Below are 25035 nucleotides of genomic sequence, written 5' to 3'. Positions count from 1 at the left end.
GATGGCCCTCTTAAGTATTTAAGGGGGCTATTTTTTTTAGGTTGATCGAAATTTTCAGCTACACTCTTTTAAATTTACTATTTTAGCCCTATCCATTATATTCAAATTCGCAAAAGGGTATGCCTAAAATTCTTAAAAGTTTATACGTTCAGGTGCTTATTGGTATCAGCATAGGTGTAATCCTCGGTATATTTTATCCAGAATTTTCTGTTAAGCTGAAGCCCTTGGGTGACGGCTTCATCAAGTTGATTAAGATGGTAATTGCTCCGCTGATCTTTAGCTCCATTGTGCTTGGCATAGCGGGCATGCAGGATGTAAAAAAGGTGGGGAAGATTGGTTTTTCTGCGTTGGTATATTTCGAGATCATGACGACAATAGCGCTATTGATCGGTTTAATTTTTGTGAATTTGATGCAACCTGGCACCGGGATGAACATCGATCCGGCAACGCTTGATAGTACCAGTGTAGCACACTACGTAAAAGAAGCGCAGTCGCAAAAGGATATGGTAAGCTGGCTATTGAGTATTATTCCTGAAAATGTGGTGGCCGCCGTGGCGTCAGACAATTTGCTGCAGGTGTTAGTTTTTGCCGTCTTGTTTGGTATTGCGCTGACGAAGATAGGAGAAGCACAAGCCGCACCCGTTTTATCCGTATTAAATTCCTTTTTGAAAGGTCTGTTCGCCATCATCAAGATGATCATGTACCTGGCTCCGCTGGGCGCCATGGGCGCCATAGGCTTTACGGTGGGCAAATACGGGATCGAGGCTTTATCATCATTAGGCCTGCTGATGCTTAGTTTTTACCTGACCTGTATTGTTTTTATTTTCGTGATGATTGGCGCTGTACTCTATTTCTATGTGGGTGTCAATATTTTCAAGCTCATTCGGTATATCAAAGAGGAATTGATGATTGTATTGGGGACATCGTCTTCCGAATCTGCGCTTCCCGGCATCATGCAGAAGCTGGAGCAAGCTGGTTGCGCAAAGCCCATCGTCGGGCTTGTTATCCCTACCGGATACTCCTTCAATCTAGATGGCACCTGTATATACTTGACGATGGCCGCTGTCTTTATTTCGCAGGCCTTAAATATGCACTTATCTTTGCAACAAGAAATATCCTTGCTTCTGGTTTTACTATTAACATCAAAAGGTGCGGCCGGGGTAACGGGGAGTGGATTTGTGACATTGGCTGCAACATTGCCTGTGGTGGGGCACGTACCCGTAGAAGCCGTCGGCATTATACTCGGCATAGATCGATTCATGAGTGAAGCCCGTGCTATTACCAATATCATCGGAAATACGGCGGCGACGTTTGTCATCGCGAAGTTCGAAAAAGGATTGGACAGAACGTTGCTTGATGAACATGTCAGTTAACGTCGCCCAGTGTTTTCCGCTATGCAAGGTTTAGAAAAATATCTTGGCATAGGCCTTCGCATCGCTATATGTTCATGTGCATCGATATTTCGGTGAATGACACCTTGCAAACGTCGAAAATTGTATATTAGAACAAATTATGTTTTGAAATGATTAGATTCCTAAATTTACCCTTTTACATTAAGCTATCGTGCACGCTAATATCCATTATTGCACTCGGCTATATAGCGCACATAGGACAAACTATTATTGCACCATTAATTCTAGGTAGTTTATTTTCCTTATTGCTCGTTCCGGTGTGTAATGTACTGGAAAGGAAATTGAAATTTCACCGCACACTAGCCGCCATTACATCGTTGGTCCTTTTTTTTGGACTGATCGTGACGCTTTTTACTATGCTAGGGTCGCAATTATCTATGTTGAAGGATGATTGGCCGGCGTTTGAAAAGCAAATTACCGAAAGCTTTAGCCTTTCGCAAATTTGGGTGCATAAGACGTTTGGTGTTGCACAGGCCCAGCAGATGGAGTATCTAACGAGCACGGTATCAAAATCGGTTAGCCAAGGAACAGCTATTGTGGGGATTGCGCTGCTATCCCTTTCGTCTTTACTCATCTTATTAGTGTTTACTTTTCTGTATACGTTTTTTATATTGATCTATCGGGGGCATATTGTTCGGTTTTTGCTGCTGGTAAACCGTACGGAGCATCATGTTATTGTGATGGATATTGTTAGGCAAATTCAATATGTCGTAAAAAAATACCTGATTGGTTTGGTATTACAAATGCTCATTGTTGCTGCGCTGACTTTTATCGCGCTCAGTATTATCGGGGTTAAATACAGTTTGATGCTGGCGCTTATCACCGGCTTTCTGAACGTATTGCCTTACATCGGTATATTTATCGCGCTGCTCATTATCAGCGTGATCACCTTCGCCACATCTTCCGTTACCCATCTGCTACTGGTTGTTTTGGCTTTAGTGATTGTCCACTTGATCGATAGCAATTTTGTCGTACCGAAAATTGTTGGGTCTAAAGTAAAAGTGAACTCGCTTTTTGCGATGATGGCAATCATCGTTGGCGAAATGCTGTGGGGCATCTCAGGCATGTTCCTCGCCATTCCGATTCTCGCTATATGTAAGATCTTGTTTGATCGGGTTCGGGATCTCAAAGCTTGGGGTTTCTTGCTTGGAGAGGAAGAGAAAGGTGATGATCATTTCAACAAATTGCTTGCTGATCTCAATATCTTTAAAAAGCCTGACGATAAAAAGCCCTAGTGCGGAAGGCATGTTGGAGCGAAAGCGGTCCTTCTCCTTTTTCTCGGAATATTTCTTTCGTACCAACGAATTTTTATCATCAAAATTATTAAAATTGCATGAAGCGCAGTGCTTTTACTTTTTTTTGTTAAATTTAGCACGTGAAGCTGCTGACATGCTCAGCGATCTCCCGCCATTGATGGCATATGGTGAGCGATAGTGTAAAAATTATTATCTAAAATCTATTAAGCGTATGAGGAAAGTTTTTCGAGCGACGATCATGGCATCGTTGCTTTTTATCTGGGTCGGGGCCTTTGCCCAGCAAAAAAAGTTTGAATGGAAAGAAGCCAAGGAAGACGGCTACACCTACCGCTATGTCAGTAACGATCCTACACAGGCCAGATTTTACAAATTGAACAACGGCTTAACGGTAATTTTAAGCCCGAGTAAAAAGGAGCCCAGAATTCAAACCTATATTGCTACGAAAGCTGGGAGCAAAACTGATCCGAAGGACCACACCGGGCTGGCGCATTATCTCGAACATATGCTCTTTAAGGGCACAGACAAATTTGGCTCGTTGGACTGGGCGAAGGAAAAGCCGCTACTTGATGAAATTGATGCACTTTACGAACAATATAACAGCACGGCAGATGAAGCCAAACGTAAAGAAATCTACACGGAAATAGACCGTGTCTCTGGCGAAGCGGCAAAATACGCCCTTGCCAACGAATACGACAAAGTGATGAGCAACATGGGCTCGGAAGGAACCAATGCGTTTACCTCTTTTGAGCAGACGGTCTATATAGAAAACATTCCGAATAACGTGGTTGACAAATATCTTTCTGTTCAGGCAGAACGCTTTCGTGCGCCCGTACTACGCCTCTTTCACACAGAATTGGAAGCGGTTTATGAGGAGAAAAATATAGGCTTGGATAACGACGGGCGCAAAGCCGTCGAAGCGATGTTTGAAGCAACCTTTCCTAACAATAACTACGGTAAGCAAACCGTGATCGGTACCATAGAGCATCTTAAAAACCCTTCTCTGCAAGCCATACGAGCCTATTACAACACCTATTACGTGCCGAATAACATGGGCGTTATCATGTCGGGCGATTTTGATCCGACGGTCATGATCAAGAAAATAGACCAGGCCTTTGCGTACATGAAAGCGCATGACGTTCCGGCTTATGTCTTTGATAAAGAACAAGAAATTAAGCAACCTATAGTCCGCGAAGTGAAAGGGCCTAATGCAGAATTTCTATTTATGGGTTTCCGATTTCCTGGTGCCGCAAGTGAGGATGCGCAGATGTTAAACTTGATGTCGAATATTTTAACCAATGGATCTGCGGGCTTGATCGACCTTGATTTGGTGAAATCACAAAAACTTTTGGGTGCTGCAGCGTTTCCGTATGTACTGAAAGACTATTCCATGTTAATTCTTCAAGGTAATCCGTCACAAGGACAAACGTTGGAGCAGGTGCGCGATCTTCTTTTGGGAGAATTAAAGAAACTTCGTAATGGGGAGTTTTCGGAAGACCTCATCACGTCCATCATCAACAATGAGCGTAAGGACCAAATATCGCTGAACGAAAGCTATCAGGGGCGCGCCCAAGAGCTTATGTCTGCGTTTACTTCTGAAGTAGACTGGGCGCATGAATTAGGCTATGTAGACAGGCTCGCCACACTGACGAAGCAAGACGTAGTGAATTTTGCGAACCGCTATCTCAACGATGACAACTACGTGCTGGTGTATAAACGACAAGGGGTGGATACCGATGTCGTGAAGGTGGAGAAGCCCGCTATTACGCCGATACCAGTCAATCGAGATGACCAATCCGAGTTTTTGCAAGCGGTGAACGCCATGCCGGAAACAACGATCAATCCGGTATGGGTGGATTACGAAAAAGACATCGCGAAAGGAAAGCTGATCGATACAGAAGTATTGGCCGTACAAAATAAAGACAATGCCTTGTTTAGTCTCTCTTATCAATATGCATTAGGTAAATGGGATAATAAGCTGCTTCCTTTAGCCGTCGATTATTTTGAATTCTTAGGAACGAAAGACAAAAGCAGTGAGGCTTTCAGCAAGGAGTTTTATAAGCTTGCATCAACATTTTCGGTTGCTGCGGGTAATGAAGAGACGCGGATCTCTATCGCTGGCCTTGACGAAAATTTTGATAAAACGGTGCTTCTTATCCAAGACCTGTTACGCAATTGCGTGGTTGACGAGGATGCTTTTCAAGCGTATTTGCTGCGTTTGAAAAAAGCAAGATCAAATGCGAAAGAAAACAAAGGAAGTATTATGGAAGGGCTGAAAGCCTATGCAAAATATGGAGCTAAAAATCCGTTCAATAATACATTTACGGACGCCGAGTTAGATCAGTTAAAAGCAGCGGATTTAGTGAAGGTCTTACACGATTTATCGCGTATGAAACACAGTATCTTGTACTACGGCCCGCGTGAAATGAAGCAGTTAACTGCCGCACTTCCACCTTTAAAAGCGGATAAAAAGGATTATCTTGCTATACAGCGAGGAATAGGATTTAAAGAGCTACCTACCACAGCGAATCAGGTGCTTTTTGCCCACTACGACATGAAGCAAGCTGAGGTATATTGGTTCCGTAACTCAGATGTGTACAATTCCGCCAATACGCCGGTGGTATCCTTATTCAACAACTATTTTGGAGGTGGTATGGGGAGCATTGTCTTCCAGACCATACGCGAATCCAAAGCTCTTGCATACTCCACATATGCGTTTTATGGCCAGCCGCAAAAGAAGGAAAACCATTACGTAGTAGGCGCGTACATCGGCACGCAGAGCGATAAATTCAAGGAAGCAATCGACGGGATGAACGATTTATTGACCGCACTTCCTGAGTCGCCATTGGCCCTGGAAACCGCTAAAGTGAGCCTTTTAAAGTCGTTGGCGAGCGAGCGGATAACGAATGCCGGAATTCTCTACAGTTACCTTGCGGCTAAACGCTTGGGAAACACAAGTGATATCCGGAAAACGGTTTATGAAGAAGCTCCGAAATTGGGTTATGCAGACCTAAAGGCATTCCATCAGCGCGAGTTTAGCAACAAGCCATACGCATACTGTATTGTTGGGAACCGGGAGAGCTTAGCCGATCAAGAATTAGAAAAAGTAGGGAAGCTGAAAAAACTGTCTATGGAAGAAATATTTGGCTATTAATAGCTAACCAGACTACAGAAAAAAAGAGGTGTCCAAAAAGGGCACCTCTTGCTTTATACTGCGTTCTCTTACAGCCCTAATATCTGCCTATTCAGGTTTTCGTCTGCGCCAGCACTGGCGAAATCATCGAAGGTTTTTGTCGTTACTTGGATGATATGATCGTTAACGAACGCGACACCTTCCTCTGCACCTTGTACCGGGTCTTTGATGCAGCATTCCCATTCGATGACCGCCCATCCGTCAAAACCGTAACGGGAAAGTTTAGTGAAAATCCCATTGAAGTCTACCTGTCCATCGCCAAGAGAGCGGAAACGACCTGGCCGATCTATCCAATCCTGATAGCCGCCATAAATACCAGACTTACCGTTGTACAAAAACTCCGCGTCTTTGACATGGAAGGCTTTTATCCGTTCGTGATAGAAATCAATGAACTGAAGATAATCCAATTGTTGCAACACAAAATGGCTTGGATCATACAAGATGTTTGCCCGGGGGTGCCCATCCACCGCATGTAAAAATCGTTCGAAGGTGATACCGTCATGTAGGTCTTCACCAGGGTGCAACTCGAAAGCCACATCAACGCCATGGCTATCACAGGTGTCCAACAAAGGTTTCCATCGGGCAGCGAGCTCTTTAAAGCCCGCCTCTACAAGACCTGCAGGGCGTTGCGGCCAAGGGTAGACGGTATGCCATAGTAAAGATCCGGAAAAGGCAGCGATAGTTTTCAGTCCGAGATTTTCAGAGGCTTGTGCCGCCAGCTCGACTTGTCTTGTTGCCCAAGCTGTTCTATCCTTTGCATTTCCATGATATTGCGCTGGTGCAAAGCCATCAAACATGGTGTCATATGCTGGATGAGTGGCAACTAACTGGCTTTGCAGGTGTACAGAAAGCTCGGTAATTTCCAAACCACGTTCTGCCAACACACCTTTGATGTCATCCGCATAAGTTTTGCTGGTTGCGGCCTGCTCCAGGTCTATGCAACGTTTGTCCCAAGTAGGAATTTGCACGCCCTTATAACCCAAGTCAGCGAGCCAGCCTCCGATAGCTTGCAGACTGTTAAATGGCGCTTTGTCATCCATAAACTGCGCTAGAAATATCGCAGGGCCTTTAATCGTTTTCATGTGCATAATACGCTTAATTTTATGATAAAATAGTTTTTCAACGTTGGATGTAAGAGACTTACCGAACGATGTTGGTATGCCAGATTTAAAAATAGCATTTTTAAAATTAGGACACAACCTAAAAGGCGCAATCTAAAGGTAAGGTGGTTAAAAACGAAGACGGCAGCTGCCGGCTGATCGTGTAGAAAAAAATGGTAACTTTTTTTGAATTAAAAAAGGCTTCCAAACACGAAGAATGAAAGCCTTAATTAACCAATTATAAACCTAAATTATGAAAGCACAAATATAGTGTATTACCTACACTAAGTGAAGTTGCTTATGCAATTTATTTCAAAGAAAAAGTATCCTGATTTGCATTATTCTAGATGTCAGTACGTTGCATATTTTGTCCCGAATAATTTTTACATGAATAGGAGATTGCTCATGCTGCTGTGCGTGACATTTGAAGGAAACGTAAGAAAAAATAGAGGGAACAGGAAGGAGGTAGCCGCTGCTTAACACAGGAGAGATGGGGTAACTGGAATAGATGCCTATTGTGTTATGTACATGACTTTGCGGCCAGCGCAAAAACGACCAGCCAAGCGATGCCTTTCAGCAAAAAAAACATAAACGCACCTATACCAGCGCGTTTAAGCCATACTTTCGATTTGTTTTCCTTATTTTCTGACATGGGCGAGTTGCAAGACTATTTTTCCACCGTGCTTGATGCAAAAACATCTCCAAACTTAGCGAATGTTTCATTTGCTACGGCTATAGCACGTTCGTGATCGGCAGGATCCTGCGCATGCTGGTTCAACGCAGCCGTAAATGCCGCCCACATGTTGCCTGTATTTTCGCCATAACCTGAGAAAAACGACGTGCCCAATTCGATACCATATTTGTTGAGCATTTGTACGATGTATGGCCCACCCATGATGGAGCCCTCCAGCACGTACAGTGCTGACAAAGCATCTAACGTATTCTGGATAGATGGTGCAAATGCTACAGGCAGCTCATTGGTATCACTTCCCAGTTCGAGAATGTCATCTTTGATGTGCGAAGAGTTTCGGCGTTCTTGATAATCGGGTAACACATCCGGAGTAATAAATGGGGCGATAGCCAGCTCTACTGTATTGAAATACGCGTAGAAATTTTTCAACACTTCTGCATAGTCCATATTGGATCGTACAGCTTTCAACTGTCGCACGACAACTCCTTCCAGCTTTTGGTGGGCAGCCTTTGTATTTTCTTTAATATTTTCGCTTAATACCATAGTTTATTATTTAAAACGATTCTATACAAATATTCAGATTTCTGCATTACGTTGTATGCTGATATATGATTAATGATGTATGAAAATCGCTAATTCATCGTTGCTAGGCGGCTATCAAAAAGTAACGCTTCTCGATCGTCTGCGCAGCGGGACAGGCAAATAACTACCGCGATACATCCTTTCCAGATCAAATATAAGAATTTCTGTATCATGTAGAAAGATTCCATCCTCTTAAAATCTGTTAAAATCTACTGCATGAGCTTAGAAAATCAGTCAGTCAACCAATACCTTATAGCGCGCATACGTTGATACCTTGCCCTGTTTGGCGATCCATTTCTCCTTCACCGCTAAGCGAATAAAGCTGTAAAAGGTAGCCCAAGAGATCGGGTGCTCTTGGCGCAACTCCAGCCAAAAGCTTTCCATATCATGGATAACCCTTTTTTCGGATAGGGCCGTCATAATAAGAATGCGTTGGCGACTGGCCGCGTGCCCGCGGTCTTTCAATTCCTGGATCCACTTGTTGGGCCTGTTTTCGATGTTCATATGCATAAGCTTTTGTTTATAGTGGTCTATTCACGTGCCGGGGGTAATAGGTAATAATCTTTTTTTATAAGGGAGGTAGGGCTGCTTCCGGATATGGTTTTCGTAGTATGAAAGGTTTGTTTTGGTGTCATCTTATGGTTGCCAGAAGCGATATCGTGCAATGCTGCGGCCAGCATTTTCTCTTCCGGTTGACCAATCTGCTGGTTATCGGTGAGCGTATCGTTGATTGGAATATCTACGGGTATGCCGTCAAAATAGTCCGACCAGCCTGCTGCATTTTTAAGAAGAAAGCTTGCTAAGTAAATACGGTAATTGTCTATCTGAATAGGGAAGAAGCCAACCGGTTTCCCATACGTTTTTTGCCCAATAAGCTTTAAGGGAATATAGGGTTTGAAGCTGCTTATTAATAATTCACTCGCTGATGCTGTTCTTCCAGACACTATAAAATACAGCTTTTGGACGGAATTGAAATTTCCTTGTTTGGCGTATAACTGCGTGTTGGCTTTTTCACTGTAATCCACATCAGCCATGGTTGCTAGCCTACCTTGATAGTGCACGGTTTTGCCATTTGCATCGCGATAAACCTGTTTTCGTAGTATGCGGGCTTTGCCGTTCTGCATCTCTTCGTTAAATTGCTCGACAAACATGGTCTTACCGTTCAATTGATCCGGTGCAATAAGGTTAGCTAAATAGACCGCTGAATTGATAAAGCCGCCACCGTTATGGCGTAGGTCTACAATAAGGTGCGTAACCGCTCGTTGTTGTATATGTTCAAAGATGCCGTCGAGTTCGGATCTTATTTTCGCAAGATCCGGAAAGCTGGATAGGTACAGGTAGGCCACCTTCGCCGTACCCATATCCCAAAATTGAAGGTGGTTTACAAAGTTGGTCAACCCAATTGATGCATGTCGTTCAGACGAAGATGGCGCTCTTATGCGCTCCAAGTAGGAATATTTAGCCCTTTGTTCTATGCCTGCCCACTCATAGGGCCTGCCGCTAGGATCTTTTGAAAGCTGTGTGATATCGTACAGTTCGTTTTGGTATGCACGCAACTCGGGAACGATAGATCCATAACGGCCCCGAGGGTCGAATGCAGTGTAAGAAGGTAGGCTTTGCCGCCATAAATAGACTTGCCGACTGTAAAGAAATATGGAATCTAAGGTCAATTCCATGCGACTCCCTGTACGAGGTGAGCGAAGCTCGTCTTCAGCATAGTCACTTTTGTCTTTTTTGCAGGAGAAAATCAAGGAGATCAGGATCAGCATATACGTCATGCACGCCATAGTCGTAGGTTTCTTACTAGGACGACTGATAAAGAGCAAATTCGCTAAACGGTTGTGCATGGCGTTTTATTTGAAATTATTCTAAATAATAACAAATGTACACGATTCGCTATTTCTTCATCTATTAAAACCGATGATTCGACTATGCATATTGCTATTTCAGCACACGATCTTCTTGCTCAGCAGATGGGAATAGATCGAGCGTCTGCTGCGGCTTGTAATGCGGGAGAAAATCTCGGTGTACATACAGATTTTGCTTACCAATTTTTGCAGCTAATTTTGCGATTAGCTGGTTACGAGGGCGCTTGAGGAGAAGGTTGCTGATTTCGGTTGGATTTCGGTTGGATAGGCCTGGATCCATCGCTTGATGTATGGCCGATGCGGTAACCGGTTTATTCAGAAAACCGGCAGTTATCAATCGATCGAGCTCTTTGGCCAGCAGGTTTTGATTATCCCGCACTACCACGCCCATAGATTTACGCTTTTCGATTTTTTTGCGGGTACTGCTGGATAAATGCCTTTCTTCGGGCAATGGATAGGCGGGGTCGGCAAATTGATAATAATGCACAGAGAACACATTCGCAATTTTTATCATCTTTCCTAGGCTAAGTCCGACAACACCTTGCACAATATCGCGCACATTGTCCGAACTAGAGTTGATTAGTTTCCCTAAGTCTTCCTCTGTCAAACCGAAAGCTTTCAAGTATTTTTCAACTTGTTTGCCATATTCCCGCCTGTATGTTGCTTCTCCGTACATGATGTAGATCAAATAATTTTATATTATCTATTTAAAACATCGCATTCGATATATAGATGTTGTACAAAGATACGTTGCCAAAACGAATCACCGACCATCTTCAAAATTTTTAGAACCTATTTCAGCATTTCGTGTTATATACTTGTAATCAGATATACAGCTAACTATGAAAACGTTCACTCCATTTTTTCTCAAAGGAGCAGTCTTGTTTGGCTTAATCCTTAGTTGTACTGCCGGCCTTTATTCCTGTAAGACCAATGACGTTATCCAAGATACGATGGTACTGGGGCCGCCAGTGGAAACAAATCACGCGGAGACCGACTACGCACCAGCATTTGTTGGACAAACACGCGCACCAGGCGTAACGACCAGGTCGAATTATACAGCCAATGTTATTAGCACACAACTCACTAGTCCTTGGGGTATTACGAGTTTGCCGGATGGGCGACTCCTGATCACGCAGAAAGCGGGAACACTTCGGATAGCAACAGCCACGGGAGAGGTGAGCGAGCCTATTACGGGACTGCCAACGGTCGATGCGGCGGGGCAGGGAGGGCTTCTCGGCATTTGCTTGGACCCCAACTTTGCATCAAACCGGAGACTGTATTGGGTTTTTACAGACCCACAGGCAGGCGGTAATCTTACTGCCGTGGCAAGAGGTGTGCTTGCTGCGAACGAACGACAGGTCGAAAATGCAACAGTCATTTACCGGGCAACACCGGTTTATGCGGGCACGCTCCACTATGGTGGGCGCATCCTTTTCGATAGGACAGGCCATCTATTGGTCAGTACCGGCGAAAGATCGGATTTAGCCACGCGAGCGCAAGCGCAGGACGTAGGTTCGGCGCTTGGCAAAATAGTGCGAATCACGACAGAAGGGCAGGCCGCAGCCGATAATCCGACTTTTACGCAGGGGGGCGCTCGTGCTGAATTGTATACGATAGGGCATCGCAATCCACAAGGCTTAGCCATACATCCCGAAACCGGAGATCTCTGGCAGGGCGAGCATGGTCCACGCGGTGGGGATGAACTGAACCTGATAAAACCTGGAGCAAACTACGGTTGGCCAACTATTACTTATGGTATTGAATATAGTGGAGCGGTGATAGGGGACGCCATACAGCAACTCCCAGGTATGGAACAACCCGTATACTATTGGGATCCGGTTGTTTCGCCAAGCGGTATGACGTTTTATAACCATAGTCATCATGCAGCGTGGCGGCATAACCTTTTCATCGGCTCGCTAAGTGGTCAGCACATCGTGCGGCTTGTTATTCGCGATGGTAAGGTTGTGGGCGAAGAAAGGCTTTTAGCTGGCGAGAATCAACGCTTCCGAGACGTGACGCAAGGCGCGGATGGAGCGCTTTATGCGATTACGGATCAAGGTCGCCTATACCGCATCTATTAAAAATTGGACATGTTTGTGGTACGTGTAAAATGTAGTTGTTTCACTACAAGGTGTAAGAATTAGCTATTTTTAACACATGGTGCAGCTTGTCACTTCTGAAAAGATTGTATTTTTGTGATGAAATAAGTAATATATGTATTGCCTCATGGCAATGTGTAAGTAAACCGGATTCCTGTGAATCCGGTTTTTTTTGTTTTTAATAGTTGTGCTGCTCTACAGCTTTTCGCCGACTATAGTTTTTTATGAGCACTACTTTTCTTATAAGCGGACAACCTCAAATTCGTCAGTAAATACCGTGTACTTGCCCGATATCAATTTTATCCTATACAATCCAGGGGCTGGATCCGTGGCTTTTGTTCGGCTAAAGGTGATAAATGTAGATTTGATCGAGGCTATGTCTAACTTTGTCTCTTTACCCTCTTTATCAACAAGGTATCCTTGCGTCTGTAACGAATCGGTCAATATGTTTTGGCCTGAAATCCGAAAAAATGCGTAGGCGTATTCAATGTCTCCGGTGACATATTGTTGGTCGGTTATATTGGCAATCAAGATAGGTTGATTATAATGGAAGACGAATGTATAGATCTTCTCGGTTCCGTCCTGTGCGGTGACGGTGTACGTGATCGGTTCTTTGGAGGCCAGCGATATTGCTGTACCGGATGTAGGCTTTACACTGGCGCGTTCCGCAACGGTAATATAGGGTGTCACGGTTTCGGGTTGCGCAACCAACGGAGGCCAGTAAACTACGATTTGATTGCCTACGATGCTGGCATGCAGTGGATTTCCGGCTGCGTCTTGTATGGAAAAGCTTTCCATTTCGTTGTACGGAAAATCGGGGTATTCCGTCTTGCACGATACGATCAAGCATGTTATGGACACACAAATACAAAATAGTATCTTTTTTGATGGGATAGAAATGGCAGTGGTTAGCATAATCTATTTTATTAAAATTGATATGCGGATGTGTGAATGAAAACAGTTTGCCGACCCATCCACTGGTCAGCAAACGGCTTAAGTAATATTAAAGTGCTTTGTATTCGATGACCGGATCAGCTTTTACTTGTAATGAGCTGCCTGAACCTGTTTGCTGGATATTATCAAACCTAACAAGCTTCACGGCGTACACCGGTGCACCCGCCGCTGTTGCGACGATAACGGTCAATGGATCCACTGCCTCATAATCATTTGTGCTGGTGTCGTAGTTATACCACACGCCACTACCAATAGAGGTAGCGCCTGTTGCCGTATTCCAATCGGCTGCGGTCACGTTATCAATATCCTTTATGATGTAGCGTAACTGATAACCCGCACCCGCGATAATGTTTCCGTTTACCTGACGCTCGAAGGCAACTTGATGTGTGGCCGTTGATGAGGTACTTTGGGTTGCCGTTGCGAAGTTCACGTATACCTTTGCCCAGCCTACAGGATTAAATGGTGATCCCCATTGGCCGTTGATCGTATAGGGCGTAGCGGCCTGCGCTTGTTGAAGCTGCAGCTGCGACTCGTCTTTTTCCTTATCGCAAGAAGTTGCAAAAACCGTTGTGGAAAGAAGTGCGACAGCTAATGTAGTTTTTAAGATTGATTGAATTTTCATAATAAATAAAAGTTGAAATAAATAAATATATATACTGCCCCGAGGGGTTGTGGATGCTTTTCTAGGTGGCTGATACCATAAATGTTGTTGGCTTACTAACGGTATTCCATCCTTCAAACTCAAATGTAATATTGACATTAGGGAATGTCCCAACCGGCAGATCGTCGGGAAATGTGATCACCAATTCAGTGCGCGAATGCGATTTAATAGTGAGCGGATAGTCCTTGTTATCCAAGGTTACCTTGGCTGCCTTCGGGTTTAAAAAAACAGTGCCCAGCGCCGGGCCTATTTTCCAGTCTGCATTTTTTTGCACTTGCACGCCAGCCAGCGGAATGTGTGGATTAGGTTGGACGTACCGGATATTCAAGGGCTCTTTTAATTGGTAAACGTGATTTAGATTGCGTACCTCCACATCGTATATACCCGCTTTGGTATCTGCCGGAATACGATGCGCATCAATATTGCCTTCGTTAATAAGCACGTAAAAACCTTGTATATCCGGTTTGAGTGAGTTTAATACCGGCATTGTTACACGCTCTCCCGTTTCCTGATTGACTAGGATAATGCCCGTAGCAGCCGTATTGGTGTGTCCAAAGTTACCCTGTATGCCTACAAGAGAAGTAAACGGCGCTTTTCGTAAAGAAAAGGTACTCGCGCTCACCCAAGCGGCTTCAAAGGATGGCGTATTCTGCGATTCGATGATCAAGGTATAGGTCCGCTTACTGCCGTTGGCAGCAATGACCGTATATGTTTTTTCTTTTTCCTCGACCAGGACAGGCCATATTTCCCCGTCGATTTGTGCACCGTTAGACACTTCTATTTCGGGATCAATAACAAGTAAACTGTAGTAATACGGGATGTATACGGTGATGGTATTCTTTTGGTTGTCCACTGCGCCATAGATCACGTTTTCATCGGGTAAATTGACCACTTTAAATACGGTGATCTTATCTTGCGGCAGCGGTTCGAGCCCTTCGGTTTTTGTGCAAGACGATAGCCAAAAGATGCTCAGCAGGAGTGTAAAGAGATAGATCTTGTTCATATGGTTAAAAACTAGCTTTATTTAATTTCAAATTTGCTGCTGCCGGCTTTAGCCAACACATACTCGAACGAGAAAAATGGCTTAGCGTCATTTCTTCTCCAAGAATCCCGATCCAATTTGTCTCTATAAAAGCTGGTTACTTTTAGCTTAGCGTAGTTTCCTTTCGCCGTACGGATAACAAGGGTTCGCGCAGGCACTGTCTTCAGCTGACCGTTTTCCAGTTTTATAGTTAGCGGTTTGTCTAAGGGATAGGCAATATGAGCGTTGTCATACGCGCCGTCACGGACCAAAGATCCGCTGAAATCATACAATACCCAGCCTATATCTTCTCCTAAGGCGCCGTTGATATCCAATCCGTAAGGTTTATCGCCTGTTTTAAACAGGTTATCGGCAGGAATATCAACCACATCTTCAAAAGCTTGTTCCAGTAACAAGATACCTCCTTTGCCAGGGCCACCGACACCGCCCCCCGCTCGCGTGTTGTTGCAATTGATATTGCTGCGGTAGATATCGGCGAAGGACATGTCCCAGCGCGAGGTACGTTGGTAGTCGGCCGTGATCGCGCTATTCGTTTCTAAGCTATAGTAGATGGGTGATTGCGGTGTGGTTGGTTCCGCACCAACGGGAATGAGTTCCCCGAAATTTTTAACGACAATAAGTCGATTGAAGATGGAATCATTTGTCGGAACATCCGGCTCGGGGCTCGGCTCCGTACCATTGCCCTTGCTACAAGCAGAAACGAGTGTGCCCAAAAGGAGCATTACCAATAGGGTATAGCGTATGCTGTTGAGATAGGTATGGATGCGTTTACAAAACATCATGGTTTGTTGTTTTTATTTAAAATCATTATAAATAATAGCAAATATAATTGGGATTCAGTAGATTCGGTCTATTCAAAATGATTTTTCGTTTATGAATTTTGCTTTATAAACCAAGGACGCGTTTATACGCGTCCTTGGCTATTGCTATTGGAATTGAACACTATAGGATAGAAAAGATGTATGGTCTTGGCCCTATTTTTTGGTTATCTTTTTTACATCGATTTCGTAGGATGCATTGCCACGTGCTGCCGTTACGCGTTTTGCTTGAGCGATGAATAGTTCGTCAGAAGCCGCGCTGAGGTTTTCACCTTTGTACCACACGATATAGCGATTTGCGGTAGGGTAGACTGCATGGTTATTCGCAAAGTCATACACAATCCAAAACGGCGTTGATCCGGCGGGCGCACCCGCGGAAGTCGCATCAATGGAAAAGGTATTCGTTAAAGTGATGTTAGCGCCAAGCACCTGTTGTACAGTCAAGGCGGAAACCGACGTATTTTGCATATCGAAGTAACCCATTTTGTAAACGGTTTCCTGCGAATTTTTGAGTGTAGAACCGTACATGCCTGACAGATTAACCATGCTCTTGGCACTATCCGCCTGTGCATTGGTGTTAAAATCAAAAAATACCTTTTGCCCGGCAGGGACGTCTATTTTTGCTTCCACTTGTACGGCGCTTTCATCGCTTAAGGCTGGAACAGCCATATGGTCATCCCCCTTGTTGCAAGCTATAAATCCGATAGTAGCCGTGCAAGCGATCGCTGTAATTTTAACTAGTTTGTTCATGTAAATATTGATAAAAAATAAAATGTTATATGTTTTCCTTTATACTTTCGAATTTTCACTTTTGATTTTTAACTTCTAAATTTTTACTTCTAACTTCTAACTTCTAACTTTTCACTTCTAACTTTTCACTTCTAACTTTTGACTTTTTACTTCTCACTTTTGACTTCTCACTTCTCCCCCCTCAAATTCCGACTTCCGTCTTGCTGCACGAAATAGCGAAAGGTGAAATAAGGAGCTGGCCAATTCATGTTGGTTACGGTTTGCGGATTGCCTTTATAGGCGTTGATCAATTGTAATTTGGCGTATTTTCCGTCGGGTAGGCGCAAAACATAGGTGCGGTTTGGGAGTGCCTGCATAATGTGCGTATTCAGACTGTACTGAAACCAGCCGTTTGAAATTTCGGAAGATGCCCAGCCAATTTTGTTGACGGTACTGTTCGCGAAGACCTCATCGCTCGGCGCGCTATGCACATTTTCATATGCCTCTTTCACCAGGACCACCGCCGTGCTTATTGCAGCACCTTGGTAACCAGGGTTGTGCTCAAAATGTGCATTATTGAGATATAGCCCGGAATTGTATTCATCGGTAAAAGCAAGATCCCAGTCCGCACTTTTCAGCCACTGTGCAGAGTCTGCGGCATTTTTGATCCAGATCTGTCGTTGATCGCGCAACCGGAACAAAAACGTGTAGAAAGGTCGTCGTTGTTTACCATCAACGGCTTGGCCCATTGATGCTTCCGTATCCCCGGGCAGATCATACACCACTGTGCTTATTCCATCGTCTAGCGCAGGCCGGGCATCCTCTTCCTTCCCGCAGGAAGACAATAGGGCAGACAACAGGATGAATAAGTAGGCAGTACCCGAGAATAAAACAGGCTTGAGCAAATCCATAAATTTTATTATTATTTTCATTGTTGTAGTGTTTACATCTATTACGATTTTAATCCTTCATCCAGCGGTAGCTTAGGCCGGCAAGCAAAACCCGTCCAGGTTGCCCCAACATATTTCTATTCGTAAAGTTTAGCAGGTTGTCGCCCACCACTCGAATGATCAGCCGACGATTCAGTAAGCTCTTTTCAAGCGTTAGATTGAGTAAAGTATGCCAGGGCACAAACGCATCCGCATCATCGATAAACTGGTTTCCGTTGATATCCTGAAAAGGATATCGTCCACGGATATTCGCCCGTACATTTAGGTTCAGACCCCAGGGCTGATAGCTGTACAGTGCTTTTAGGTTGAGCATATGCCTTGATCGGTCTTCAATTCCCCAGTAATCGCTTGGCCGACTTTCTCGGTATTCGCCTGTCGCGGCGTTGTTGTACTGGTTGTAAGGATAGCGGCCAGCGCGTATACTGTCTAGCATGGCAAGATCTTTCGCGATCAGGTATTGATAGCCGGCGGAGAATTGCAGGCGCGAGCTTGCTTGGTATGTCGCAGAAACTTCAAAACCTTTGTTAACGGCTTTGGGTAAATTGCGGTAGCTGAAGATGCTGGCTATCGATGTTCCGTTAGCCACGATAACCGTATTAATCTGATCGTTGATGCGGTGATAAAACACCGATGCATCCACTTGCAATTTCGTGCTCGGGCTCCAGCTCAGGCCAACATTGTTGGATAGGCTTTTTTCCGCTTTCAGGTTGTTTGCCAACACGTTAAGCATATAGGTGTTTCGGTAACTGATCTCGCCACTAGCATCCATTGCTGCGATAATTTCTTGCACCCGGTCACTGCCGACAACCAAATAATTTGCCGCCGGATTGTAAAATACCTGATAGCGCATTTTATAGTCAGGCGCTTTGAAGCCTGCACCCACACCAGCTTTTAGCAAGAGAGAAGGCCGCAGCTGATACTGCAAACCGAAGCTGGGGCTCAAGCGACCATCGTACACATTGGAGTAGTCATAACGTATACCTAGCGTGCTTAGCAGGCGGTCGGTAGCTTTCCACTCGGTTTGTAAAAAAGCGAATGCCGTATGGAGTGAGCGGCGTTCGTCTAGGCTCTGCTCATCCATGCGTTCCAGACCTGCGCCGATACCGCCTGTAAATTTCAGCACCTGCATAGGCGTGTAGGCAAATTGTTGCTCTATTCGGTGCGCCTGCTGTCCAAAAGATTCAGCACCCGCTACTATATTTTGTTGAAGCCAAGCTGCCTGCAGTTGTGTATGAAAGCGTGTATAATAGTAGCGGCTCATGCTTCGAAACGTCGACGACAAGACATGGTCATAGCTTCCTGCCACGCTTAGTTCCTGATCTTCCTGTCTATCTTCGATGCGTAGGTTATCTGACCAGGAATTAAACATGGTTGATTGACGTGCGGCATAGCGACTCGTTAAGCCGATGGTGCCACTTTTACTCGTTCTATACCGACCGCGGCCTTGAAAGCTGTAATTCTCGTAAGGCGGGAAGGTGGTACTTTCGTTATCCAAAAATTGACGATCGCTGTTGAAACCATTTGTGCGGTAATAGTTTCCAGAGACAACCACCGATCCGCGTTGATGAGCGAAAGGCGTTTCGGCCTCCAGTGTTGCATCGACAATATTGAGGCTCCCATATAGTATCGAAGCTTGCGCCTGTGGCGTTAACGCTCCGTGTCTGGTCACAATATTGATGGCACCGCCCAAGGCATCGCTACCGTATAAGCAGGATGTCGCCCCTTTTATAATTTCAATGCGTTCTATGTTGGTAACTGATATTCTCGATAGGTCGAAATTACCATTATTTCTACCCATCATCGGTTGCCCGTCGATCAAGACCATCACGTAGTTGCTGCTGAAGCCCTGCACTTGCACGCCCACAGCGCGCGAACCGCCGGCAATATCGTTGACAACAGCAACACCGGTTTGCTCTTTCATGACCTCATCCAGCCTGCGGCTCCCCATTAATTCTATCTCCCGCCGGGTGATTATCTTGACTGGCATGGCAGCACTTTCTGCCCGAACAAGATTATCAACTGCGGCCACTTTTCCATTGACCAATACCGTATCAATACGTCGACCTTCGGTGTTCACGTGTAAGGTAATCAGCGTATCCACATTCTCTAGTGCGACAGAGCGTACCGCTGTCGTAAAGCCTTCTTGCCGCGCCTCCAGCTGGTAAGTGCCGCTGTAGAGATTAGGAAAGGAGAAAAATCCGGTAGTATCGGTATGCACTATCATTCTATCTGGAAAAAGGGTCACCTGGATGTTTGCCATCGGCCGGTTTAAGGAATCCAGCACGTAACCGGAGAGCACGTTCCGCTGTTGTCCTACGAGTATGGACGGCAAGAAAAACCAGATAACGAATATTAATTTAATGTATATCGTCAAGCTTATTGGTGTCAAATTATTTTTATTCAATCTAAATAATGACACAAAAGAAGTGAATCGAATCGATTTTTACTATATTAAAATTGATAATTCCTATCTTCAATGCGGTTTGATATGGATCTTTTTTGCTCAATTTATTGGCTTAATAAACTGATAATTAATGCTTAAAGATCACTATGTTAACTAGAGCCGCACGATCCCATGAAATAAAATTATTTGTATTTAGACTGATTATTGATTTGTTTTGTATCCATATAGTTGAACGCTGTTTTGCTCCTCCGTTAGGATTCGGCAGGACGAACACGTTCCCACAGGCATAAGACAGTCACGTATGATCAACCGTATTGCAGTAATTATTATGTTCTTCGCGAGCACATTGATGGACGTTTATGGCAAGGAGACGCGCATTATTACGTTGGGCAGCGCGATAACAGAGACCGTATTCGGACTTGGGTTAGGTGGGCATGTGGTGGCTACCGACGTCACGAGTATCTCACCAAGAGCAGCGGCCGACTTACCAAAAGTTAGTAAAAACCGCTCGATATCCGCAGAAGGTATTATGGCGTTTCGGCCAACCATCGTATTGGTCCCCGATGGCGACATGTCGCTTGCAGTCCTCAAACATGTGAAAGCAGCAGGCATTCACGTTATCGTATTCAAGCAAGAGTTTACAGCGAATGGCGCGTATCGTTTTATTCAGCAAATTGCCGATGCGTTGAACGTTTCGGATAGCGGGAAGGAAGTTGTTTCCAGAACGAAGGTGACCATGGAAAAGATTGCCGAGATAATTGCAGCCGAGGGGGGCGGTAAAAAAAGGCCAACCGTTCTATTTATCTATGCAAGGGGAACAGGTACCATGAGTGTTTCGGGGAAGGGCAGCAGTTTGGATGCCCTGATTCGACTGGCCGGGGGGAAAAATGCGGTGCAGGAATTTGCTGAATTTAAACCTTACAGCACAGAAGCACTGGTAAGCGCTAATCCAGATGTTATTCTGATGTTTGACTTTGGGTTGAGTAGTCTCGGGGGAAAAGAAGCTATACTGAACATGCCGGGTGTCCGGTTGACGGAAGCTGGAAAACAGCAGCGCATCTTAAGTATGAATGCGTCCTTGTTGGTGAATTTCAGTACGCGTTTACCGGAAGCGGTATTGGCGCTTCATCAGGCTTTAACGGCAGTCACACCATAATTGCTTAACGAATAAGGTGTCAAACAAACAACACATAATCATCGCTTTACTCTTGCTATTGTTGCTCGTAACAGCACTTGTATCGCTCGGTTCGGGTGCTTTTTACATTCCTGTAAGTGAGGTTATACAGCTCATTGTGGAGAAACTCGGCATGCTGTCTATCCACACGAATGATGTATTGCCTGCAGACGTACTTTTTGTCGTGAGGTTTCCCCGTGTGGTTCTTGGCCTGCTTGTGGGAGCTGCTTTAGGCGTCTCCGGAGCCGCAATCCAAGGAATTTTTCGAAATCCGTTAGCAGAGCCTGGCCTCATCGGCATATCATCTGGCGCTTCGCTGTTTGCTGTTTTGATAATCGCCTTTGAAACCATGTTGTTTACTACAATATCTGCTTTTTTGGGATACTATTTGTTGGTGTTCGGCGCATTTGCCGGAGCGGGATTAACAGCTTTTATTGTATATCGTATTGCGGTAAAAGACGGGCGCCCACAAGTAACGACGATGCTGCTTGCGGGCATTGCGATCAATGGGTTTGCCGGCGCCTTAACGGGGTTAATGACTTACATGGCTACTGAGCAGCAATTGCGAAGCATTACATTCTGGATGCTCGGAAGTCTGGGCGGAGCAACCTGGGATAACGTAGCCGTTGTTGCGCCATGCATCTTCCTTCCTTCCATCTTACTGCTGTTTTTTGGTAAACCGCTGAACGCCTTTGCGCTAGGAGAGATGCAAGCGGATCTGTTGGGTATGCGTACCGATCGGGTAAAACTTTTGGTCGTGCTATTATCGACGATGGCTGTAGGCGCTTCAGTAGCCATATCGGGTGTTATTGGTTTTGTCGGTTTGTTGGTACCGCATATGGTACGGCTCTTGGGCGGAGCAGACAATCGCTATGTACTGGCAGGCTCATTGGCCTTGGGTGCGCTGGTGCTGACGCTGGCAGACGTCGTTTCGAGAACCTTGATTGCCCCAATGGAGTTGCCTATTGGCGTAATTACCGCATTGCTGGGCACACCGGTTTTTATATATATACTGATCAAAGAAAAATAACGGATTGAGCAGATATTCAAATAATAAAGCATGCTAAGGGTTGAGAAAGTACATTATGAAGTAAAAGGGCGGAAACTATTGCGTGATGTTTCTTTGCAGATTAGGAAAGGCGAAGTTGTAGCGTTACTAGGATCCAATGGCGCCGGAAAATCGACGTTGATGAAGGTTCTTTGCGGTGAATACAGGCCCACGAGTGGTGTCGTTACGCTCAATGGAAAAAGGCTGGATCGCTATGATCCGCGTACATTGGCACGTAGCCGTGCTATGCTCAGCCAGCAGCAGCATGTATCGCTCGCTTTTACTGTAGATGAAATAGTGATGATGGGGCGATACCCCCATTTCAAATCCAGCCCATCACTTTTGGATAAGGAGGTCGTGGAAGAAGTCATGGCGCTTTGCGGGGTGGATATGTTGGCTCATCGCATATTTATGAGTTTATCTGGTGGCGAGCAGCAACGTGTACAGCTCGCGCGAACCCTCGCGCAGGTCTGGGAAAACCCCGACAGCCTGCTGTTGCTTGACGAGCCTATCTCAGCACTGGACATGCATTATCAACAAAAGGTACTGGCCATTGCAAAGGCCTTGTCTCGACGGGGTTTTATGGTTGTCCTTGTCGTTCACGAAGTTAATTTTGCTGCCACCTATGCGGATCGTATCATTATGCTGAAGCATGGCCGTAAACTGTTTGATGGCACACCCGTGGAAGTCCTTAATCCGGCTAATATCTATACCGTATTCTCTGTAGAAGCTTCTGTTGAACTCAACCCGAGAACACTTCGCCCGTATGTTCGTTTGGAAGAAATGCCTGTTGACGTATTTAAAATAAATTCCAAACTGCAGCCCAGACCTCTGGAAGCTATTTCTCTACAGCAGCGGCGCGAACAGTTGATCGCCAAAAACCCGTATCTCCGTATTGCAGAGCAGGCGGCAGCACTGCATGTCCCGGAAGTGGAACTTTGGATAATAGACAAGGGTAGGCGTGCCCACTTCATTCACCGGTCCCTAGAAGACGTTATTCGTCAGTTTTCCGAATTGGGACCGGTTTGGGTGTACACTCAAAATGCCTGCTGCACACAGAGAACCATGCATACCTATGAGGCTACCGCCTTCGGTGGTTCTGCACAGCATGCAGCAGAATCATTCGCTACGACGAAGTCGCTGCAGTATGATATAAGCCGTTGGCATGCCGGGCTGTTGGTCACGGAACTGGGAGATGAAGGGATGCATTTTTTTAACAACAATGGTGAACTGATCCATGGTGTGCAACTTTGCGATAACAGCAATAAGGATGCGTTTTGCGCTGTTGCAGCTTGGCTAGAAAAAGAAGCAAACGAGAAACCACAATTTCAACCCGCACAAAAGACAACGACCGTTGATCCCGAAAGCTTAGCATTTCAACATTGCCAAAAAAGATCGATCGACATGGCGGATGTGCGAAAAATGTTTGCAACGGCGGCTGCAAGCGCTTCTCCTTTAGCCCTTACCACCATAAATGAAGGCTGCGAACATCGCTACGTTGGGTCCATAAGCAACGTTGTCGATCAAGGCTTTCGGTATATTTTGAAGCACGATATGATCGAATTGGAACTACGCCTGCCTTTGGTCGACCAAATTTACCTGACGGCTTTACCATCGGACGACGTCGTCGTGGAGTTCTTTGATCATGCTGGGAAACTGAATTTGCGCGTTATGCATAGGCCTGCAAAACAAGGAAGCGTAGACGGCATGTGGCAAACCCAAGAGGTTGTTATTTAGAATTAATATAAACAATGAACTATTATGTGTATATTTAAGGCAGATATGTTGCGCAAATAAAGTATGATATGTTGGTAAAAGGCAAAATAGTAGAGTTGGATGAATGGCTTTTCATAGAAGAGATACCCGATTATTATGTGCCCGACAAACCTTTGGTGGAGAGTCGATTGATCATAAAACGCGAACCGGTGCACATGACGAACTTTCAGCTCTCTACCAGCGGCCTCTTCGTACTACATACACAGATGTTTTTTGATCGGCCTGTGCATATTCATACAGAAATAGAAGGCGAAGCGATTACGAGTCAATTTATCTTTTACAAAACCATAGATAGTAAAAAGCCTTACGGCATGAGTCGGCATAACATACGTTATATTCCCTCGGTACAAACCACGCATGAAGTGAAAGAAGGCGTGGAATATAGCTATTTTATTGCAGTCATTTCCAAAGAATATTACCTAAACCTTATTAAACGAGATTCCCTTCTACATAAACATTTTGTGGACGATATTGAAAAAGGGCGGTATGCTTCCTTCTCCGAAGAAGATTTGATGGCGACCTATGAAATGCAACATACCATTTCCGAATTGGTAGCGTCCAAGAAGACTGGTGAAATTCGTCGTTTGCATACAGAATCTAGGGTGGTTGAGCTGTTGATGTATCAGTTTGAACAATACAATGATCGGACGCAGCAGAGCGCACCCCTGTTTAACGATGATGATATCACGCGGCTAGAGCTCGCTAGGCAGATATTGGAACAACGTCTGGCCAACCCACCCACACAAAAGGAGCTTGCCACGGAGGTCCTGATGAGTGAAAGTAAACTTCGTAAAGATTTTAAAGAATATTTTTCGGTGACCATTCATGACTACCTGACGCGCTTACGCATGGAAAAGGCACGTTCCTATTTGCTGGAAGATAGAATGTCGGTGTACGAGGTTGCGTTGCTGACGGGCTTTGGGCACCAGAATAATTTCAGCAGTGCCTTTAAGAAGTATTATGGTATATCGCCAGGTGAGCTCAAATTTTAAACGTTACATCGGTCGCATGCCGCAGCAGGGCACTACTTTTGTAGGGCAAAAGTAGCAAAACCCCGTCGCTTGAAACCTTTGCAGGGAGGGCTTGAGCATGGGCAAGTTTCTACACATCGCAAAGCTTTCGATGCGACATTTCGTTTAATTAGGGTAGGAAGCAATAGCGTAAGGGAAACCTAAACTTCTCGGGGAGTGTAACTCCAACTGTGTCAGTGGATAATTAATCTAACCCTAAAAGCCTCTATTGAGCTTGAGTCTATCCCCAAACCTAATGTAAAGTTGC

20 protein-coding genes are annotated in these 25035 nt (G+C 45.0%); 8 read left to right on the top strand and 12 right to left on the bottom strand.

The window, feature by feature from the left end; all coding sequences use genetic code 11:
* Positions 1-119 precede the first annotated feature (119 nt).
* From dctA to B0I21_RS19075, 3 genes are all read left to right on the top strand, one after another.
* On the top strand, positions 120-1373 hold the full coding sequence (gene dctA / locus B0I21_RS19085) for a C4-dicarboxylate transporter DctA (protein WP_133642093.1): 1254 nt from the start codon (positions 120-122) through the stop codon (positions 1371-1373).
* A gap of 149 nt (positions 1374-1522) precedes the next feature.
* A complete protein-coding gene (locus B0I21_RS19080; RefSeq protein WP_133642092.1) occupies positions 1523-2647 on the top strand; it encodes an AI-2E family transporter in 1125 nt (374 codons plus the stop codon).
* A 232-nt stretch (positions 2648-2879) separates the two neighbouring features.
* Positions 2880-5819, top strand: coding sequence for a M16 family metallopeptidase (locus B0I21_RS19075; protein ID WP_133642091.1), 2940 nt, complete (start codon positions 2880-2882; stop codon positions 5817-5819).
* Between the two features lie 68 nt (positions 5820-5887).
* Here B0I21_RS19075 and B0I21_RS19070 read toward each other — a convergent pair whose 3' ends face one another.
* The 5 genes from B0I21_RS19070 to B0I21_RS19050 form a co-directional block, all read right to left on the bottom strand.
* Positions 5888-6940: a sugar phosphate isomerase/epimerase family protein gene (locus B0I21_RS19070; RefSeq protein WP_133642090.1), complete on the bottom strand. Its 1053-nt coding sequence runs from the start codon at positions 6938-6940 to the stop codon at positions 5888-5890.
* 685 nt (positions 6941-7625) lie between these two features.
* Positions 7626-8192, bottom strand: coding sequence for a biliverdin-producing heme oxygenase (locus tag B0I21_RS19065; RefSeq protein WP_133642089.1), 567 nt, complete (start codon positions 8190-8192; stop codon positions 7626-7628).
* 273 nt (positions 8193-8465) lie between these two features.
* A complete protein-coding gene (locus B0I21_RS19060) occupies positions 8466-8735 on the bottom strand; it encodes a hypothetical protein (RefSeq protein WP_133642088.1) in 270 nt (89 codons plus the stop codon).
* A gap of 26 nt (positions 8736-8761) precedes the next feature.
* Entirely contained in the window at positions 8762-10078 is a 1317-nt protein-coding gene (locus B0I21_RS19055) for a S41 family peptidase (RefSeq protein ID WP_133642087.1), read from the bottom strand.
* A gap of 94 nt (positions 10079-10172) precedes the next feature.
* The gene (locus tag B0I21_RS19050) at positions 10173-10775 is read right to left on the bottom strand and encodes a helix-turn-helix domain-containing protein (RefSeq protein ID WP_133642086.1); all 603 of its coding nucleotides are present in this window, start codon (positions 10773-10775) and stop codon (positions 10173-10175) included.
* Positions 10776-10941: 166 nt separating this feature from the next.
* On the opposite strand from B0I21_RS19050, the gene B0I21_RS19045 reads away from it, so the two are divergent.
* Positions 10942-12183: a PQQ-dependent sugar dehydrogenase gene (locus B0I21_RS19045; protein WP_133642085.1), complete on the top strand. Its 1242-nt coding sequence runs from the start codon at positions 10942-10944 to the stop codon at positions 12181-12183.
* A 258-nt stretch (positions 12184-12441) separates the two neighbouring features.
* On the opposite strand, the gene B0I21_RS19040 is transcribed toward B0I21_RS19045, so the two are convergent.
* The 7 genes from B0I21_RS19040 to B0I21_RS19010 all read right to left on the bottom strand — a co-directional run bounded on the left by B0I21_RS19040 (position 12442) and on the right by B0I21_RS19010 (position 19774).
* Complete coding sequence (locus tag B0I21_RS19040) at positions 12442-12999, bottom strand: hypothetical protein (RefSeq protein WP_133642084.1); 558 nt, start codon at positions 12997-12999, stop codon at positions 12442-12444.
* A 205-nt stretch (positions 13000-13204) separates the two neighbouring features.
* On the bottom strand, positions 13205-13777 hold the full coding sequence (locus tag B0I21_RS19035; protein WP_133642083.1) for a hypothetical protein: 573 nt from the start codon (positions 13775-13777) through the stop codon (positions 13205-13207).
* Between the two features lie 61 nt (positions 13778-13838).
* A complete protein-coding gene (locus B0I21_RS19030; protein ID WP_133642082.1) occupies positions 13839-14819 on the bottom strand; it encodes a hypothetical protein in 981 nt (326 codons plus the stop codon).
* A 17-nt stretch (positions 14820-14836) separates the two neighbouring features.
* A complete protein-coding gene (locus B0I21_RS19025; protein ID WP_243836270.1) occupies positions 14837-15640 on the bottom strand; it encodes an HmuY family protein in 804 nt (267 codons plus the stop codon).
* Between the two features lie 192 nt (positions 15641-15832).
* Positions 15833-16426, bottom strand: coding sequence for a hypothetical protein (locus B0I21_RS19020; RefSeq protein ID WP_133642081.1), 594 nt, complete (start codon positions 16424-16426; stop codon positions 15833-15835).
* A gap of 167 nt (positions 16427-16593) precedes the next feature.
* Positions 16594-17337 (bottom strand): HmuY family protein, encoded by a 744-nt coding sequence (locus B0I21_RS19015; RefSeq protein WP_133642080.1) that lies wholly within the window; start codon positions 17335-17337, stop codon positions 16594-16596.
* 28 nt (positions 17338-17365) lie between these two features.
* Positions 17366-19774 (bottom strand): TonB-dependent receptor, encoded by a 2409-nt coding sequence (locus B0I21_RS19010; RefSeq protein ID WP_243836268.1) that lies wholly within the window; start codon positions 19772-19774, stop codon positions 17366-17368.
* Between the two features lie 286 nt (positions 19775-20060).
* On the opposite strand from B0I21_RS19010, the gene B0I21_RS19005 reads away from it, so the two are divergent.
* From B0I21_RS19005 to B0I21_RS18990, 4 genes are all read left to right on the top strand, one after another.
* Positions 20061-20915 carry a heme/hemin ABC transporter substrate-binding protein gene (locus tag B0I21_RS19005; protein WP_133642079.1) on the top strand — a complete coding sequence of 285 codons (855 nt, stop codon included), beginning with the start codon at positions 20061-20063 and terminating at the stop codon, positions 20913-20915.
* A gap of 16 nt (positions 20916-20931) precedes the next feature.
* Positions 20932-21963, top strand: a complete 1032-nt coding sequence (locus B0I21_RS19000; RefSeq protein ID WP_133642078.1) for a FecCD family ABC transporter permease — start codon at positions 20932-20934, stop codon at positions 21961-21963.
* Between the two features lie 30 nt (positions 21964-21993).
* Positions 21994-23718 (top strand): heme ABC transporter ATP-binding protein, encoded by a 1725-nt coding sequence (locus B0I21_RS18995; protein ID WP_133642077.1) that lies wholly within the window; start codon positions 21994-21996, stop codon positions 23716-23718.
* Between the two features lie 68 nt (positions 23719-23786).
* Positions 23787-24749 carry a helix-turn-helix transcriptional regulator gene (locus B0I21_RS18990; protein WP_133642076.1) on the top strand — a complete coding sequence of 321 codons (963 nt, stop codon included), beginning with the start codon at positions 23787-23789 and terminating at the stop codon, positions 24747-24749.
* Positions 24750-25035 lie beyond the last annotated feature (286 nt).

The organism is Sphingobacterium paludis (assembly GCF_004364125.1).
In the GTDB taxonomy this organism is placed as follows: Bacteria; Bacteroidota; Bacteroidia; order Sphingobacteriales; family Sphingobacteriaceae; genus Sphingobacterium; species Sphingobacterium paludis.
The sequence above is the reverse complement of the archived record's forward strand: the minus strand, read 5'-3'. Positions and strand labels throughout refer to the sequence as shown.